Origin of the sequence: Chitinophaga sp. Ak27 (assembly GCF_012726295.1) — a bacterium.
In the GTDB taxonomy this organism is placed as follows: domain Bacteria; phylum Bacteroidota; class Bacteroidia; order Chitinophagales; family Chitinophagaceae; genus Chitinophaga.
Map to the genome: position 1 here is coordinate 31,770 of NZ_JABAOB010000003.1, position 19,382 is coordinate 51,151.

Here is a 19,382-nt window from a genome sequence, read left to right on the forward strand (position 1 = left end):
AAGATAGGAATCCTTATTGTAAGTTCGCGTGAAGGGTATCTCTGAAATAAGGGGGTATCCTTTTACTTTTTCATCATCATCCACAGCAGCAGTACAGCCAGGTCATTGCCCAATGAAGCTCTCAGCAGGCGCAAGGCTTTTCGCATATGTTGTTCTACGGTATTTACAGAGATATTGAGCCGCTCCGCCACCTCTTTATTGGACAACTGGTTTTCCCGGCTCAGCAGGAACACAGCCCTGCATTGCGTAGGCAGTTGTTGTATCCTGGCCTGGAGACGAGCCTCAAGCTCTTTTAGCTCCAACTGGCTGTTGTTTTCCCTGGCCGTCACCGGCATATCATCTATGAAGGCTTTTTCTTTCTTTAACTTGGCTAACTGCTGGCGATGATAATTGAGTATCCTGTTCTTCAACGCCACGAACAAATAATTTTCCAGTACTGTAGCGGGTTGCAGCGCGGGGAGCTGCTTGTAAAGGGATATAAATACATCCTGCGCCAATTCCTGCGAAGCTTCGAGGTGACCGGTCTTTTTATAGGCGATATTGACAAGCCGGATAAAGTGCCGTTCATAAAGCCTATCAAACGCCTGGGATTCGCCCTGTTTGAATAATGCAATTAACTCAAGGTCGGTATGATAAGATTTCGGTTTGATAGCGGAATAGTTTGATCTCAAATTTAATAATAAATCGTTTTTTATCTAAGCGCTATTATTCCTTAATAATTTATTTAAAATAAAATTTTAACCGGCATAACGGTAGCCGGTTAAAATGGTGTTTTTATATGCAGACGTCCATTTTTTATATGATGAGCCCTCAATATTTATTAACGCTCCTGGAGAAATACAAGGATGGTACCTGTACGGAAGAGGAGCTGCAGCAATTGAATGACTGGTATAACGCCCTGGGTGCGCATTTACCGGATCAGTTGCTGGATGCCGGCAGTGAAACAGCCCGGCAGTTGACCCAACAGGGATTGGCTTCCCTGAAGGAAGGGCTGTCGATTGCAGATGCTCCGCGTACGGCAACGATTATAAAGCCATTCTGGCGGAGGGCCGGTAGCTGGGCGGCTGTTTTCCTGGGTATGCTGATGCTGGCCGGTACAGTATGGCTGTTGCAACAAAAGCAGTCATCGGTGGTGGTGGCTGATAATGGCCTGCAACAGGTAGCTGGATCGGATTACAACCGTTATATTATTTTACCCGATAGCAGCACCGTATTATTACACGCAGGTAGCCGCCTGGAATACCCTGCATCATTTAATGGCAGCAACAGGGAAGTAAGTCTTTCAGGAGAAGCCTATTTCGACATACGGCATGATAGTACCAAAACTTTTGTGATTAATACCGGTAAACTGCGCACCACCGTACTCGGAACGGCATTTAACATAAAAGCCTACCCTGAGGCGCGTGAAATTACGGTGTCGGTGACAAGAGGGAAAGTAAGAGTAGAAGATGAGCATAAGGTTTTAGGAGTATTGACGCCTGATCAGCAGATTGTATATAATACCTTGGCGGCCACCGCCGAGCAACAATCGGTCAATGCGGCCGCAAAGATAAGCTGGGTGCGGGAAGACATGGTATTTGAGTCGACCTCTTTTGATATGATAGCCGCTGCACTTAGCAAACGTTACCAGGTAAATATCCGGTTCAGAAATGAAGCGTTGAAGCATTGCCTGGTCAGGGCTTCGTTTACCGGCACAGAGTCGCTGGAGGAAGTGCTGGATGTAATTTGCCTGGTACGGAATGCATCTTATACTATCGAAAACGGCCATGATATAACAATAGATGGAAAAGCTTGTGTAGCAGAATAAAAACTAAATTGTTTGCCTATGCTGTATTAATATCTGACTTGTAAAATCACCCATTTACATTGTGGTTATTGTGGATAGCGTCGCTCCTCGAGAGGGATAGGGACATGCTATGGGTATGATCAGCACCAACGTCTCATTTATTCCTAACATATAAAACCAACTCACGTTATGCGTACATCCATGGCTGTGGTAACACAGCTTGCAGGTATTTTTTTGTCATATTTAAACCGTAATGCCCGACAAGTTATGAAGATCAGTACTATGGTAGTGGTAAGTATCCTGTTCCTGTCGCAGATGCTGATGGCGGCAAGCGGCAGCGCGCAGAATATTTCCACGAAGAAGATCACATTGGCGCTCAGCAATGAATCATTGCGTAATGCCCTGGTAAAGGTGGAAAGCCTTTCCGGCTTCCGTATTGCCTTTCCACCTGAGCAAGTGCGCCGGTTCAGGAACGTCAGCCTGGCGAGAGGCACCCGCACTGTACAGGAAACGTTGGAGTTGCTACTGGCAGATACGCGGCTGAGCTTTAAGCAACAGGATGATATTGTAATCATCTTTCAGCCATCTGTATCCGGAAAAAGCAACCTCGAAGAGGACACGCTCAGTAGTCTGCTTTTACCCACCACGGCGCCGCAGCAGCAGGTCCGCACGATCATTGGTTCTGTTATTGAATACAGAACCAATACCCCGCTGCCCGGCGTATCTGTGCAGATAAAGGGTACTACCCGCGGCACGCAAACGCAGGTGGATGGTACTTTTAGCCTCCAGGTACCGGTAGCTGCGAAAGCATTGTTGTTTTCCTATGTTGGTTTCGAAACCAAAGAGGTGGAAATTGGCGTGACCAACTCTGTCAACGTAGCCCTAAGCCCTGCTAACATTGGTTTGAAAGACGTAGTGGTAGTGGCTTATGGTGAACAGAAGAAGGCTACGGTAACGGGAGCTGTTGCTTCTATCACCACCAAAGAGCTGACACAGAGCCCTGTGTCTAATCTTACCAACGCCCTGGCAGGCCGGCTGCCAGGGCTGATCACTACGCAACGTAGTGGCGAGCCTGGAGTAGATGCCAGCACCTTCTATATCCGTGGGGTAGCTACGCTCAATAATGCCTCTCCTATTGTAATGGTAGATGGGGTAGAGCGCCCGATGGATTACGTAGATCCTAATGACGTAGAAAGTGTAACCATCCTGAAAGACGCTGCCGCCACCGCCGTATTGGGTATGCGGGGCGCCAACGGGGCAGTACTGGTTACTACCCGCCGGGGAAGGGCAGGTGGGCCACAGGTAAGTTTCCGCGCCTCTATGGGATCGCAGGAACCTACCCGTATACCGGAATACCTCGGCTCATACGACTATGCCCGGTTGCTGAATGAAGCGCTGACCAACGATGGTGCTCAAAAGGCATTTACCGATCAGCAGTTGGAAGGATTTAAGAATGGCACGTTGCCTAATACAGACTACTATAAATTTTTGATGAAACCGTCGAAGGTGGCGCAGGGTAACCTGAATGTGAGCGGCGGCGGGAATGTAGCCCGGTATTTTATTTCCGCAGGCTATAACCTCGCAGAAGGCAACTACCGTCATACCAAGGAAAATGCAGATGGCTACAATGGCAATAATGCCATGAAACGTTATAACCTGCGGGCCAACGTAGACGTGGATATTTCTCCCAATCTCACTGCCCGCCTGGATGTGGCAGGCATACTCACCGACCGGACGGATGGTAATAACTCCGCCTCTACCGTTATTAACCTGGCTAACAGGCTCCCGCCTACCAACCCTATATTTAATCCGAATGGCTCTATGTGGGGAAATGGTACCTATACCGCTAACATGTTTGGAGAAATTTCCCAGAAAGGATACAGACGTTATTATAACAACGCCATGCAGGGAACCTTCGCACTCACCCGTAAGCTGGATTTTATTACCAAGAACCTGAGCATTAAAGGATCTTTTTCTTACGATAATACCAACTCTCCTTCCGCTACTTACAGCCGCAGCTACGCGGTGTTTGAACCCCTGTATAACGCCAACGGGGAGCTTACCGGCTATAAGCAGTCCGGTACCGATACCAAGATAGATCCAAACGGTACTTTTGGTGGTGGCGATGCCGTCCGGAATACTTACTTTGAGGCCGTGATGAACTGGAACCGGCAGTTTAAATCGCATGAGGTAACCGGTATGTTACTTTGGAACCGCCGTTTACAGGAATATAATTCTACCATTCCCTATGCCTATCAATCCCTGTTATTCAGAGGAACGTACAATTACAAGCTCAAATACCTGCTGGAAGTAAGCGCCTCTTACCAAGGTTCTGAAAACTTTCCCAAGGAAAGCCGCTATGGCTTCTTCCCTTCCATTTCCGGTGGATGGGTAATATCTGAAGAGCCTTTCTTCAAGGATAATATCAAAGCAGTCAGCTTCCTTAAGATACGCAGCTCTTATGGAGAAGTAGGTAACGACCGGGCTACCAACGATCGTTTTCCCAGTGCTTCTAACCGCTTTTTGTGGTTTACTTCCTGGGCAGGCGCCGATCCTTATTATTTCGGTACCTCTGCACAGCAGGCCAATGGCTGGGCCCAGGGCTCTATCGGGAACCCCAATGTTACCTGGGAACGTGGCCGGCAGGTGGATGTAGGGCTGGAAGCACGTTTCTTCCGCGACAGGTTAAGTATGACGGTCGATTATTTCAGACAGGAACGCAGCAAGATATTGATACCACGCAGTACCTTATCAGATGTATTCGGACAAGGTATTAAAGCACAGAACATTGGTATCGTTAATAACAAGGGCATTGAGGTGGAATTATCTTTCCAGGATAAAATTGGACAGGTTTCCTATAGTATAAAACCCAACTTCACGTATGCACGCAACAAAATTATTTACCAGGATGAAGTAGCCCGTGCTTATCCCTGGATGCTGCGCACCGGTCATCCGGTGGGTACCAAATTTGGATTGATTGCAGAAGGGTTCTTCAAAGATGCTACAGATGTGGCGAATAACCCGTACCAGAACTTCTCTGCCTATGGCGCCGGTGATATCAAGTATAAAAAACTCACCGGCAAAGAATACGATTATATACAATCCAGTTTTGATGAAACGGCCATCGGTTACGCACGTACGCCGGAAATTATGTATGGCGCTTCTATGGGACTGAGCTATAAGGGATTCGACTTTTCTATATTATTACAGGGAGCGGGTCATTCTTCCGTACAGCTGAACAATGAATCGGCCTATGAATTTTTTCAGGGAGGTAAAGTAAAGCCTATTCACCTGGGCCGCTGGACGCCGGAAACAGCGGATGCGGCTACCTATCCCCGTTTGCATGCTACCACAAACGGCAACAACCACCGTGCATCTTCCTTCTGGATCAGGAGTGGCGACTATCTAAGAATCAAGAATGCAGAGATAGGCTACCAGCTTCCCAAGCAATGGATCAAACGTGCCGGGCTTAATTATTTCCGTGTATACGTTAACGGTATGAACTTCTATACGTGGGACAAGCTAAAAGATTTTGGACTGGATCCGGAAGTAAACGATGGCAATGGCGCGATGTATCCTATTCAGAAGATCTGGAATTTTGGCATAGATGTAAGGTTCTGATATAAAAATAAATCCTAAGAAATGAGATCACCATTCAACGCAATTATATTTTCTATACTTCTCCTCACCACGTTGGGCGCCTGTAAGAAAAATTTCCTGGACAGGGCCGCCACCACACAGCAGCAGGATGCAGATATATTCACCAATTTTGCAACTACCGATATGGTAGTGAATAATCTATATTCACGTATTCGGGGCGCCTATGTATATTGTGGCGGATACGCTATGTCTTCCGCTACCGATGAAGCCAAGGATGCTTCCAGCTGGATGGCTTCCCAGAACTTCAATAACGGATCCTGGTCCGGCAGCCTGAACCCGATAGGTAATACCTGGCGCGACAACTACGTCGCTATCCGCCAGGCAAATACTATCCTGACCAATATCGTGAAATATAAAACGCCAGATGATGCCAACAATCCAGGTTTCCTTGAAAACAGGGTAGGTGAAGTGTATTTTCTGCGGGCCTGGTACTTGTCGGAATTGATTCGCCAGTTTGGCGGCGCCATTATTGTCAATGATATAATAGACCAGGATGATAAAGTAGCATTGAATAAACCCAGAAACAAATACGATGAATGCGTAGCACAGATCTTGTCCGATTGTGAGGAAGCTTATAAGCGGGTGCAGTTCTCCTATCCTGCCAACCAGGTGGGACGTGTAACCAAAGGCGCCTGCCTGGCGCTGAAATCACGCATGTTATTGTATTCAGCCAGTCCCTTATGGGCTATTGCCGGAAAAAATGGTTTCCAGGCAGACATTACCAGCGGTGCGGCGGCTACAGATCCGGAGAAATGGCGTAAAGCAGCAGACGCTGCCAAAGCAGTGATAGACCTGAAAGATGGCAATAATGCGATCGTATACCAGTTGGAACCTACCTTGGCCGACCGCCAGAAGATGTTTACCAGCACTACGCTACAGAGCCGGGAAGTGATCTTTGAACGTATGCGTGAAACCAACCAGGACTACGACAAATACATGTTTCCTTATGGCAGCAATGGCTGGTCGGGTTGTGCACCTACGCAAAACATTGTAGACGACTACGAAATGAAGAACGGTCTGCCCATCACCGACCCTGCTTCCGGTTATGATGCTGCCAGGCCTTATATCAACCGCGATCCACGGTTTTATAAAGATATTACTTACAATGGGGCAACGTTTAAAAATCGTAAAATAGAAACATTTACCGGTGGTAAAGATGAACAGAGTACAGCCACAGACCATACCCGCACAGGCTATTATTGCCGCAAGCTGGTAGATGAAAGCATTACCGCCAACCAGGGATCCTCTACAAGATTGGTGCATGGTATCATTTTTCGCCTTTCCGAATTTTACCTGAGTTATGCAGAGGCGTTGAATGAATACGATCCTGGCAATGCAGATATCCTGACTTATGTGAACTTCATACGGCAGCGGGCGGGTCAGCCGGTAATCCCGGCAGGGCTTAACCAGCAACAAATGCGTCAGCGTATCCGTAATGAAAGAAGGATAGAGCTGGCATTTGAAAACCATCGTTTCTGGGATGTACGCCGCTGGAAAATTGCAGAGAACACGGAAAAAACCGTGTATGGTATGAAGGCGATTGTAGACGCCGCCGCACCGGATGGCTTCCGTTACGAACGTTTCAAAGTAGAAGACCGCCTATGGCGCAACCCGATGTATGTGATTCCTCTTCCGGTGGATGAAACTTTACGTAATGTGAACCTGGTACAAAACGCCGGGTGGTAAAAAAAAGGGGTGTTTCTCGTACAGAAACACCCCTTTTTTTGTTATTAATCGCTTCTTTATTTTACTACTTCTATCCATTTACCTGGCTGGAAAGCATGTATGGTATTATCATACATGGCCTCACAGGAAGTAGCCGGCAAGTAATAGCGGCCCAGGTAAGCGGCGTTTAGCAATACATTGTAAGTACGTTTCTTGTTTTCTTCTATATTGAAATAAGTATATACCCTGTCGTCACGTATATCCATATACGTAGATGGCGAAGAATGGAATGCGCTATCATTTTCCATCAGGCGGGTATTCAATATTTCCCATCCGGACGGGAAGATTTGCGACAGTGCCATTTGTTCGTAATAGCCTCGTTTGCCGGGGTTAGTGATGGTAACAGTGGCCATGAAGTCGCTGCCTTGGCGTAGTGTGGACGGATCCAGTGGTTTGCCGTCGCGCGTACTGTAGCTTACCTGCATTCCCAATATATCAGGATTATTGGAGGCCACCGGCTCCTGGCCTGCATCCGGCTGGCCTTGGAGGATCAACCGTACATACAGCACATTTTGCCCGTTGTTCTGAATGCTGACATTACCAGCAGCGCCATTGAATGTAACCGGTACCTGTGTCACAAACGATTGACCATTCACACTGCCTTTTGCGCCATTGAGTGTATAGCTGAAACCCATCTTGCTACCGCCTTTATTAGTACCACAGTATTTCGCTACGGCAATCAATGCGTAAGCAGTCGTTTGGGTACTGTACCATTGGTCGTTTTGCGACAAATGCGCGGCAATCTGTTTCACCATATCGTTGGCCGTATTGCGTTGGCCGAGGATGGTGAGTGTTTCCAGTATCATGGCTTTATCGCGCACGTCGGAGCCGAAGGTGCCTCCCAGTTGCTGGTAAGGTTTCACTTCGGTGCTCAGGCCACGTATAAGTGACTGTGCCACTTCCGGTTGGCCGGCTAGTTTATAGGCTGCTGCCAGTCGCCATTTAGCGGGAGCAGACAGGTATTTGAATTCTTTGAGCCTGTTCATGGCGCCTAATTCCGGTGATTTGGCCAATGCCAGCAAATACAGGCGGTACGACTGTGTAAGGTCGCCGCCATAGAAATTGAGCGTACTCGGAGCCCAGGTACCTGCTTTATTCCGTTGGTATTTCTTCCATTGGTCCAGCAGTCCCGGAGGAAGGGTGTAGCCTTGTGCCTGTGCTTCTATGAGGAAATGACCGCCATAGTTAGTGCCCCATTCATCGGAGTTGCCTTCGCCGGGCCAGTAGCTGAAGCCACCATCCGAAGCCTGGAAGCTCTTTAGGCGGTTGATACCGGCCTTTACGTTCCTGTCTATTTCTGCCAGCTGGCTTTCTTTCAGGTCCATCAGCTGATTAAGCACAAGCTGAGGGAACACACCGGAGGTAGTTTGTTCAATACAGCCGTGTGGATATCCTATCAGGAATTGCAGGCGCTTGCCGAGGTTCAGTGATGGAATGGTAGATACTTCCAATACGCCGGAGTTGGTACCTGCCATGCCTACCGGGCTGAATGCCGATTGCCAGCTCTTATTCCCTTCCAGTGTATTTTCAATGATGTTGGTAATAACGGGGTTAGGATTGCGAACATTCAGTTCTACATTTTCTTCTGCCCTTTCTACGCCACTGGCGGCTACCACTTTTATTTTAGCTACGCCGGTGAGTGGTTTTACTTTTACATCAAAATAAACAATCTGTTCCCCTGGTTGGGAGAAGGTAACGGTTTTGGTATGCTCGCCTATTATTTCCAGCAGTGGGCTGGTGCTCAGTGTTACGCTGGCGTTACGGATATTGGGCTCCAGGCCAAATACGGTTACTGGCAGTTGTATAGTTTCTGATGGTCCTAATACGCGGGGAGCAGTTGTGAGCAGCATTAGTGGTTTTTTCACGGCTACTGTTTTTTCTGCGGCGCCATACGCACCATCCTGTCCGGCTACCACCATGGCTTTTACGGAGCCGATATAAGGAGGTAATTTGAATTTATGGGTTTGTTTCTGTCCTGATTTCAGGTAGAAGGGGCCCATATATTTAACTACCGGTTTAAAGCGATTGGCTTTGGCGCTACCGGCATTTTTATTGAGGCCTTCGTCACCACCGATACTGAGTATACGATCCATATCTGCGCCCCAGGCGCCAATTACATAGTCAAACAGGTCCCATGTTTTTACGCCTAGTGCTTCCCGGGCATAGAAGGAGCTATGGGGGTCGGGTGTTTTAAAGCGGGTGAGGTCCAGCAGCCCTTCATCTACAATGGCGATGGTGTAGGTCATGGCCTTACCATTACTTTCGCTGACGCTGATGCTGGCTTCTGTTTCCGGTTTGAGTTTATCCGGCATGCTGATCACCGGTTTCAGTATGGTACCCGGATCTTCTACGGAAATGGGGATGGTGCCATACATACGGATAGGCAGGTCGTTGAGTGTTTGTGCGTGTGGTTGCAACAAACTAACGTTCACGTATATATTGGGCGTCATATTCTTTTCCGCCTTGAATTTAAACGTGGTCTGGCCTTGTTTGGTGGTGATCCAGTAAGACTTCAGCACTTTGCTGCCGGATTCTATGCTGATCAGTCCCCGTCCGCCTTCGCTGCTGGGAATGGTAAGGTTGATATCTTCCCCGGTTTTATAGTTTTGTTTATCGGAAGTGAATACCAGCATAGATGCTTCTGCCGGGTTCTCTTTCTGCATTCTTTCTGCCCATCCCGGCCAGTCGATATACACGGCTTTACCGGCAGTATGGCCGCTTTGCAGGTCTTTTACCCTTACCAGGTATCTGCCCCAGTCGGGCGAGTTAACCCGGAGGTCCCATTTACCTTTACCATTCTGCAGGGTAACGGTTTCTTTGCTCAGCAGCTGGTTATAGCTATCCTGGGTAAAGTTGGAGAAGTCTTCTTGCTCCCCTTCATCCCACCACCATCTCCATTTTATTTTGTAGAGTTCTACCTGTACTTCGCGGCTGCCGCTGGTCAGGTTACCGTTGCCATCTACATCCACCAGTTCGATTGTATGCGGTCGGTCGGTGAGCAACATACCGGTAGTGCGGTCGCCAGCCGGCATGCGCAGCCCTGCATAAGAGGTATACGGGTTATAGGGCATGGAGAAGTGATCGATACTGAAATCGCCCCCTGGTTCAAATACTTTTACTTCAAAGTTTGCCTTCAGCTGGCCGGGAGGCAGTTTACCCAGTTGTATATCGGCGTTTACGGGAGCGCTGCCATTGTCGTTCAGGGCGCCTTCGAAGATGGTTTTATTTTCCGCGCCGAAGCGATTTACCGGGTCGTCGAAGGAATAATCTGCAAAGTTTTTAAAGCTGGTGGTTTGCTCCGTAAGCGATACATCTACTTTAGCTTTCAGGTGCTGGGCTGTTGCGCCGAAGAGCCACATGGCCGACAGGGTGCCGGTGGCGCCGGTCTTGGAGAGGGCGGTCTGGCTACCGAAGTCCATTTTTATTTTCAACCGGTTCGGTTTCACGGTTTCCACGCGTACATTCTTCTGGAAGGTAGCGCCGCCTACTTTTACTTTAGCTACCCAGCTGCCAGTAGGATCGTCGGGGCCGGTGGCCGTAGCAAAGCTATAGAACCCGTTGAGTCCCTGGTGCTGGTTAATGCGCTTATAGAGCTGTCCTTTCGGATTGTATAACTCCATGGTAACGGGATGGTCTGCCGGGAGTTTCTGTCCTTTATCTTCCAGTATAAAGGTGAGATATATAGAATCGCCGGGGCGCCATACGCCGCGTTCACCGTACAGGAAGCCTTTGATACCGTTTTGTACCTCTTCTCCTTTTACGTCGAAGCGGCTCAATGGCAGGGAACTTCCGTCATCCAGTTTGAGATAACCTCTTTCATGGTCTTTCTTGGCAATGAGGAGGTAGGGTTTACGTTTCAGGTCGAAAGAAGCCATGCCTTCCCCGTCGCTCTTGGTTTTAAAGATAACCTGGTTTTGGTAGTCGAGCAGTTCCAGGTCAACGCCTATCATCGGTTTGGTATCACGTATATCTGTTACCGCTACCAGCATGCTGTTATCATTACCTCTTTTGGCGATAAGGCCAATGTTGGAAGCAATAATATTGCGGGACGCCCATTTGTCTTTGCTGTAGTAGGAATTAGAGCAGGCATCGTTGCGACGGTCCCAGTTATAGCCGTAGGGATAGTAGCTGTCATAGCGTTGCCAGAAGGAGTCGTCGTCATCAATCTTTTCACCGCCGCCATAGTATTCATCTTCTCCTTCTTCATCTGAATAGTTGCCATTATCGCTGTCTTTGGTGGTGTCAGCGGAGCAGGCGGTCATAGCGTATGATTTACGGAAGCCGATGGTAATGCGGTAAATAGCGCCTGGTTCGGTGCGCAGCATTTTGTCGAGGTCGAGGAAGAAGCGGTTCTTTTTATGCAGGTTAAGCGACTTATCCACATCGAGGCGAATGGTCTTTTCCACTACGGGCTTGCCTACACGTCGCAGCTCCTGGCTGCCGTCGAGGTCATTGCGTTGCAGGTATTGCGGTACGTTGTTTTCATAGATTTTGATAATGGAAACGTCTACTGCATTGAGGTTTACGGCTTCGAAGGGCATTACCAGCTTGTTGCTTTCCGGGAGGATTACACCTTTACCGGGAATACTAACGGAAGGCAGCGTATTTTCAAAATTTACATTGGCGCTGAATGTTCTGCCCAGTCGTTTATCCGTGATGTTGAGCACGCCTTCGTTAACGATCACGTTGTAATTACCTTCCAGTCTTACCGGGGCATATACGCTTACTTCGCTGCCATCGATGGTATAACGGAGATCGCTCTGCCCAGAGATACCGATTAATCCTTCCAGGGTTTGCGCTACGCTGATGGGGTCGGAGAACTGTACCAGCAGGTGTTGTTCCGGGTCGGAAAGGGCTTTAACAGCCAATACTTTAAAGTCGCCTACCGCTGGTACCTCTATGGTCGTTTTGCCTTCATTGCTCACGTTGAGCGGGGCGCCATTCCACTGGAGTTCCAGGTTACGGCTAATGTTGCCGCGTGCAATATTGGCGATGGTAAAACGGGAAGTGCGTTCGGTAGCATTGTGTTGCCAGGTAACAGGTAAGCTTTTCCCGGCATATTGCGCACTGAGTATTTTTTCTATGGTTTGCGGGGCTTCCACATCGGCGGTATAGACGGCGCCAGTGAGGGTCATTTGATCGAGTGTATTGTTGGTACTGGCTTTCAGACCGAAATTTTCTACAGAGAAGGCCGGTTTGATAATTTTGAATTCAAAATCGAATGATTTAAGTTCTTTGGGTACGTCCAGTATTTTGCCCAATTTAAAGGTAGCCTGGTAGGTTTTGCCGGGTTGCAGGTTTTCATCGGGCCTGAATTCAATGGTGGTGGCATCAATCCAATAAGACTTACCCTTGATGGAGGGAGAAAATTCGAAGATTTCCTTTTCCAGCGGTTCATTCTGGGTATGGGTAATATTGGTTTGGCCTGTAAGGTGAATGCGGATGGCACTTTGTTTGGAAATGATACCGGCCGTATATGCCTCGATATACCGGGCAAATTCGGGGTTCATTTCTTTACGTGTACTCCGGCAACCACTGACAATGAACAGGGTAGCCATGAAAAAGAGCAATGCAGCTACAACAGGGAGCCGTTTGATTGGGTGCATCAGTAAGGAGAATTAGGGTGATTAACTAGGTGCGAATGTCGGGAAAATTCTTTAGAAAGCAGCAAGCGTAAGGCAGAAAGCAAAAAGCTATTAAAGGGAGCAAAAAGCATAAAGCAGAAAGCAAAAAGCTATTGTAGCGAATGCCCAACGCGATTTATAGATTCCCAGAGATCATTCGCTACAATAGCTTTTTGCTTTCTGCTTTATCCTTTTTGCTCCCCCTTCTCGAGCCGGATGTATTTATCCACACAGGCGGGTAGTTCTTCTTCATAGTGGGTAACGTAGATGAGTGTTACGGCCATATGATCACAGAGTTGTTCTATTACTTTCTTAAAGTGCATTTTTTGTTGAGAGTCCAGTCCCTGGCAAGGTTCATCAAAAATAAGCAGGGGGGGATTTTTCACCAGGGCCCGGGCCAGCAGCGTTAATCGCTGGGCACTTTCGGATACCTGTTTAAACGGTGTTTTTTCATGTTCCGAAATATTGAGTACGCTCATCCATTCGCAGGCAATTTGCACCTGGTCTGGTGTGACAGGACGGGTACTGCCAATTACATCGGTAAACCCGGAGCAAATCACTTGCAGGCAGTTGTCACGGGATGTGAAGTACTGGTGCAGTTCCGGGGATACGAACCCTATTTTTTTCTTTATATCCCATATACTTTCTCCTGAGCCGCGCTTGCGGTCGAAGAGCCATAGTTTATTAGCGTACGCCTGGGGATTATCCCCATTTACGAGGCTCAGTAAAGTAGACTTTCCCGCGCCATTAGGACCCAATAGCGCCCATTTTTCATTGGGTTTCACCACCCAGTTGATGTTGTTGAGAATGGTATTCTCGCCATATTTAATATGGATATTTTCCATCCTGACAATAGTGTCAAAGGCAGCTTGCGGGCTATTTTGCACCAGTGCATTTATTTTATCTGCTGCTATGGCTGGTAACTGTATTTCCTGGATAGCCGGTAACGGCAGTTGTACGAATTCATGGCGTGTATACTTCCCTGTTACATTCCCATTATCGAGGGTAAGTACATGGGTTATATGTTCCGGGATTTCGTTGGGGGAAGTTGCTAATACCACGGTAGTACCACTGGCAATGATTTCATTGATCATAGCGCTGAAGTCTTTGCGTGCCTGTACATCCAGTCCTATATAGGGATTGTCGAGCATCAGCAGGGGAGGCTGTTGCAGCAAGGCTTTGGCAATCATTACCCGGCGGGTTTCACCATTAGATAATTTGATCAACCTTTTTTCCATCAGTGGTGCTATACGCAGGGCATTGATCAGTGGCGGAATTACTGTGATTTCCAGGTATTCCATCACTGTAGGCGAATTATCGGCATCCATACTGTTGAAGCGCTGCTGATAGTAGAAGTCGGTGGTGGTATTGGAAAGATTGCGGAAAGTATGATGATGTCCTACCATCGCTATCAGGTTGCGGTAGTTGAACCAGGGATCGGTGATGGTGTGCTCCCGGCACCAGTCGTCGTAGAAATGATAATGAATGCTACCATTTATCACGTTGAATTTACCGAGAATGGTATTCAACAAAGCTGTTTTGCCGGAGCCACTCGGGCCGGTGATAGCCCACTGTTCACCTTTGCTGATTTGCCAGTTGAGGGTATTGAAGAGTATTTTGTCGAGATACCTGACGGTGATATGTTCGAGGGAGAGGAACGGTGTTTGTTGGTATGTCATGATTGTACGATTGGGCTCAATATTCATCTATCGGGTATAAAATTAGCAGGATTATTGAAAGCATCTGATATTTTTATACGAAATTGAGGCTATGAACTGGAAGATAAAATCCTTTGAGGAGCTTAGTACAACAGAACTCTACGCTATTTTGCGTTTAAGAAGTGAAGTGTTTGTGGTGGAGCAAAATTGTGCTTACCAGGACCTGGATAATACCGACCAGCTGGCGCTGCACCTGATGGGTACTGATGATACCGGCCGGTTGCTGGCCTATACGCGGCTTTTTCAGCCAGGTATTAAGTACCAGGAAGCTTCTATTGGCAGGGTAATTACTTCTCCGCTGGCGAGGGGCACAGGCGCCGGAAGGGAGCTGATGGAGCGGTCGATCGCCGCGGTACAGCAGCAATTTGGCGTCGTACCTATCAAGATCGGTGCCCAGCAATATCTGCAACGTTTTTACACTTCATTGGGTTTTGAACAAACCAGCGATACTTACCTGGAAGATGGTATTCCTCACATTGAGATGGTGAGGAGCGTTCACGGCGCTCATACGGTATAATGCCAGCGGGGGAAACTGGCATGGATATCGCCACACCGGTTTCCCCCGATTATTTATTTCTCTCCCGAAAAACTTACCGCTTGGGTATTTTTTTCTGTTTTACTTCCACTTTAGGTGCATGTTCCTTCAGCCTGTAGAAAGGAATGACGTAGGAAATGGTGTATTGCACATCAAATACCGCTCTTTTGGAGCCGCTGCCAAAGCCGGGTATGACAAGGGGCGTTATTTCATCTGTTTTTACACTATTGATCAGGATACGTTCACGGATATTCCAGCCCATAAAGAAATTCTTCAGCACCTCTGCTTTCAGGCCTACCAGCAATTCCACCCAATGGGCGTTGACATTGGTTTTAGGCACGCTGCCACTCAGGTGATCGCCCCAATAGGGACTGTTGATGGAATAAGTAGGTACGGAATAGTTGAAATGTGAAAACCCATAGCGGATGCCGCCGTAGAAGATATTCTTTTCAGTAGGGTATTGTCTTTTCAGGAAATTATAATCGACTCCTAATGTTACGAACATACCATTGCCTTTATAGGTATAGGTTGAATCGCTATGGGGCGTATTGGCGTATCCGCCTTCAAAGGCTGCATACAGGTTGCTGTTGATGCGGGCATCGGCAACGATGGTCACTTCTTTTCTATAAGGGTAATAGATAGCAGAAACAATACGACTAAGATCCACGCCTATCCGCAGGCCGCCCGGAATATACCAGGAGCTGTCTTTAAGCGGTATGCCCATTTTTTTAGCAGTATCCACCACTGCTTTGTGGGTGGTATCTGCCAGGATGGCCTTATGGATAGTATCCCGTTTAGCGGCTGCCGGCAGCTGGGCTGATACAGCAAGACTGAAGAGGATACTACTGATTAAAGAAAAATAAAGTAAGATGCGTGTCATTACTGCTGATTACTGACTTATTATTAATCTGGAGATCGTTGATAGTATGCCGGGTAGCGATAACGGTATCCAGTGTGAAGTAGGTACCAAACCCGCAACCGGGAGATATGAAATGTTTTGTACGTGTATACCTGACGGTGATAGTGTCTGCTACCAGTGCGGAATCCACTTTCAGGTAATACTGGCTGCTGTCCGCTACCGGCGAGAGCTGGAAAAAGAGATTACCCAGTGGTTGCCTTTTGTAAATGCTGTCCCTGCCCAGGGCAAAAGCCGTTACTTTGGGCATGATGGTATCTCTCACTATTCCCTGGCTATCGCGGGAAAAGTGAATATGGAGACTGTTACTCAATGTCTGGTCACATACTTTCGTTTCATTTTCGCAGGCGATGAAGCCGGCGAAAATGAAACAGGTAAGTAATATTTGGTAAATGCTTTTCATGCTTGTTGATGCAGTTGGCAAGATATTAAATTCCCAGCTCCTTTTTGAGGAAGCGGGCGGTATGGCTGTCTTTACAGGTACTTACCTGTTCGGGCGTACCGGTACATAAGATCGTACCTCCACCTCCACCCCCTTCTGGGCCGAGGTCTACGATATAATCAGCCATCTTGATAACATCCAGGTTATGTTCTATCACCAGTACGGTATTCCCCCGGTCTACCAGTTTATTGAGCACGGCCAGGAGTAATTGAATATCCTGGAAGTGGAGCCCTGTAGTGGGTTCGTCCAATATGTAGATTGTTTTGCCGGTATCTTTTTTAGATAATTCGGTGGCCAGTTTTACGCGTTGGGCCTCTCCTCCGGAAAGGGTAACGGCGGACTGGCCCAGGGTAATGTATCCCAGTCCTACATCCTGCAGGGTTTTTATCTTGCGGTAGATCCAGGGAACGGGCTGGAAAAATTCCACGGCTTCATCTACTGTCATATCCAGTACGTCGGAGATGGATTTGCCTTTATAGCGTATTTCCAGTGTTTCGCGGTTGTACCGGCGGCCGTTACATTTTTCGCAATGTACATATACATCCGGGAGAAAGTTCATTTCGATGACGCGCATACCGCCGCCTTCACAAACGTCGCAACGACCGGTTTTTACATTGAAAGAGAACCTGCCGGCGTTGTATCCCCTGATTTTTGCTTCCGGTACGGCAGCAAATAGGGTTCTGATATCGGTAAAAAAACCGCAATAAGTGGCCGGGTTGCTGCGGGGCGTACGGCCTATAGGCGATTGGTCGATTTCTATCACCTTATCGATGAACTCCAGTCCCTTGATGCTTTTATAAGGCATGGGTACGAGTTTGGAGTCGTACGCATGTTTCGACAGGATGGGATACAGCGTTTCATTGATGAGGGTAGATTTACCGCTGCCGGAAACGCCGGTCACGCAAACGAAAGTCCCCAGGGGCATTTTCAGGTTTACATTCTTCAGGTTGTTGCCGGTAGCGCCTTTGAGTTCCAGGAAGTTGCCGTTTCCTTTGCGGCGTTGTGCGGGTATTTCTCCGGCTGTATTGCCGTTGAGATAGCCGGCGGTAGGCGTATTGAGTTTGAGAATATGCTTGGGTGTGCCCTGGGCAATGATTTGTCCGCCGTGTACACCTGCGCCTGGACCGATATCCACGAGGTGGTCGGCGTGGAGCATGATATCTTTATCATGTTCCACTACGATTACGGTATTGCCCATGTCTTTCAGGTTGCGGAGGGCATCTATCAGCTGCATATTATCGCGTTGGTGCAGGCCTATGCTGGGTTCATCCAGGATGTAGGTGATGCCCATGAGCTGGGAGCCTATTTGCGTGGCCAGACGTATGCGTTGTGATTCGCCGCCGCTCAGCGTCCGCGTTGGACGGTTGAGGGTCAGGTAGTTGAGGCCTACGTTGAGCAGGAATCCCAATCGTTCACGGATTTCCTTGAGGATATCTTTAGCGATGGCATTCTGCTTTTTCTCCAGGCGGTTTTCGATACCACCGAACCAGGCCAGGAGCTTGTCCAGGTCCATATTACCGAGTTCGGAAATATTTTTCTCATCTATCTTAAAGAAGAGGCTTTCTTTTTTGAGGCGTGCGCCGTTACATTCGGGGCAGGTGCTCAGTTGCATAAAGCCTTCGGCCCAGCTGCGTACATGATCGGAGGAGGTATCGTTGAAATATCGGCGTACCATATTTACGACCCCTTCATATTCAGTGGCGTAGGCGGCGTCGCCATTGCCATTACTTTCGCTATAATCCATGTCTACCTCCAGTTTGCCGTTTTCATCGCCAAACAGGAGTACGTTAAGGGCTTTTTGCGGAATATTGGCGATGGGTGCAGTGAGGGAGAACTTATATTTTTTGGCGAGTTGCTGTACCTGTTTGAAGGTAAAGGTATCGCGTGCTTCTCCCAGTGGTTTGAGGCCACCATCGCTGATAGACACGTTATAGTCGGGGATTACCTCGTCCATATTGATCTGGTAGATGCTACCGAGACCTTTACAGCGCGGGCAGGCGCCATAGGGGGAGTTAAAGGAGAAGGTGTTGGGACTGGGCTCTTCGTAGGAAAGGCCGGTATCTTCGCACATCAGCTGTTTGCTGTACTGGCTCACTTTATTGGTATCGTGGTCCATGATAAACAGCAGTCCTTTGCCCATGGTGAGTGCCTTTTGCACGCTCTGGCTGATACGGGTGCGGGCATCTTCCTGTACCTGTATACGGTCTATCACCAGTTCAATGTCGTGGATTTTATAGCGATCCACCTGCATTCTTTCTTTCAGGTCCTGTATTTCCCCGTCAATCCTCACTTTTACGTAGCCTTGTTTACGTACTTGTTCAAACAGTTCGCGATAGTGGCCTTTACGTCCGCGTACAAGCGGGGCCAGGATGGCCAGTTTTTTATTTTTATAGTGTTTGAAGAGGTGCGCGAGGATTTCTTCCTCGGAGAACCGCGTCATGGGTTTGTTGGTATTATAGGAGTAGGCGGTGCCGGCGCGTGCATAGAGCAGGCGGAGGAAATCGTATATCTCCGTAATAGTACCCACAGTGGAGCGGGGATTTTTATTCGTTGTTTTTTGTTCGATGGAAATAACGGGCGACAGACCGGTAATTTTATCCACATCAGGTCTTTCCATGTCACCTATAAACTGCCGGGCGTAAGCGGAGAAGCTTTCCATATAGCGGCGTTGTCCTTCCGCGTAGATGGTGTCGAATGCCAGTGATGATTTACCACTGCCACTGATACCGGTAATGACAACCAGTTTATTTTTGGGCAACAGGAGGTCCAGGTTTTTCAGATTATGCTCCCGTGCGCCAAAGATGGCTATTTGTTCATCTGCCGGGGCTTGCGCAACGGAGCCAGCGGGTACATTCTCTTTTTTCTTTGCCATAATATTAAACTACTAAGCTACGTGAAAAAGCGGAAAGCGGAAAGCATAAAGCATAAAGCTATTGTAGGAGCGGAAAGTGTAAAGCATAAAGCAAAAAGCTATTG

10 protein-coding genes are annotated in these 19,382 nt (G+C 48.1%); 4 read left to right on the forward strand and 6 right to left on the reverse strand.

Annotated features, from left to right (window positions below):
- Positions 1–62: 62 nt before the first annotated feature.
- Positions 63–671 (reverse strand): RNA polymerase sigma-70 factor, encoded by a 609-nt coding sequence (locus tag HGH90_RS11610; protein ID WP_168766764.1) that lies wholly within the window; start codon positions 669–671, stop codon positions 63–65.
- 107 nt (positions 672–778) lie between these two features.
- Here HGH90_RS11610 and HGH90_RS11615 point away from each other — a divergent pair, with 107 nt between their 5' ends.
- From HGH90_RS11615 to HGH90_RS11625, 3 genes are all read left to right on the forward strand, one after another.
- A complete protein-coding gene (locus HGH90_RS11615) occupies positions 779–1,807 on the forward strand; it encodes a FecR family protein (RefSeq protein WP_169191166.1) in 1,029 nt (342 codons plus the stop codon).
- Between the two features lie 246 nt (positions 1,808–2,053).
- Positions 2,054–5,407, forward strand: coding sequence for a TonB-dependent receptor (locus tag HGH90_RS11620; RefSeq protein ID WP_169191167.1), 3,354 nt, complete (start codon positions 2,054–2,056; stop codon positions 5,405–5,407).
- 21 nt (positions 5,408–5,428) lie between these two features.
- Positions 5,429–7,132 (forward strand): RagB/SusD family nutrient uptake outer membrane protein, encoded by a 1,704-nt coding sequence (locus HGH90_RS11625; RefSeq protein ID WP_169191168.1) that lies wholly within the window; start codon positions 5,429–5,431, stop codon positions 7,130–7,132.
- A 56-nt stretch (positions 7,133–7,188) separates the two neighbouring features.
- Here HGH90_RS11625 and HGH90_RS11630 read toward each other — a convergent pair whose 3' ends face one another.
- Entirely contained in the window at positions 7,189–12,777 is a 5,589-nt protein-coding gene (locus HGH90_RS11630; protein WP_168766768.1) for an alpha-2-macroglobulin family protein, read from the reverse strand.
- 203 nt (positions 12,778–12,980) lie between these two features.
- Complete coding sequence (locus tag HGH90_RS11635) at positions 12,981–14,474, reverse strand: ATP-binding cassette domain-containing protein (RefSeq protein ID WP_168766769.1); 1,494 nt, start codon at positions 14,472–14,474, stop codon at positions 12,981–12,983.
- A 91-nt stretch (positions 14,475–14,565) separates the two neighbouring features.
- Here HGH90_RS11635 and HGH90_RS11640 point away from each other — a divergent pair, with 91 nt between their 5' ends.
- Positions 14,566–15,030, forward strand: coding sequence for a GNAT family N-acetyltransferase (locus HGH90_RS11640; protein ID WP_211093103.1), 465 nt, complete (start codon positions 14,566–14,568; stop codon positions 15,028–15,030).
- A gap of 73 nt (positions 15,031–15,103) precedes the next feature.
- Here HGH90_RS11640 and HGH90_RS11645 read toward each other — a convergent pair whose 3' ends face one another.
- The 3 genes from HGH90_RS11645 to uvrA are packed head-to-tail and all read right to left on the reverse strand — an operon-like array spanning position 15,104 to position 19,278.
- Positions 15,104–15,928 (reverse strand): DUF6048 family protein, encoded by an 825-nt coding sequence (locus HGH90_RS11645; protein ID WP_169191169.1) that lies wholly within the window; start codon positions 15,926–15,928, stop codon positions 15,104–15,106.
- A complete protein-coding gene (locus tag HGH90_RS11650; protein ID WP_168766771.1) occupies positions 15,891–16,367 on the reverse strand; it encodes a DUF6452 family protein in 477 nt (158 codons plus the stop codon). Before HGH90_RS11650 ends, HGH90_RS11645 begins: the two co-directional genes overlap by 38 nt.
- A gap of 25 nt (positions 16,368–16,392) precedes the next feature.
- Positions 16,393–19,278 (reverse strand): excinuclease ABC subunit UvrA, encoded by a 2,886-nt coding sequence (gene uvrA / locus HGH90_RS11655; RefSeq protein WP_168766772.1) that lies wholly within the window; start codon positions 19,276–19,278, stop codon positions 16,393–16,395.
- Between the last annotated feature and the right edge of the window lie 104 nt (positions 19,279–19,382).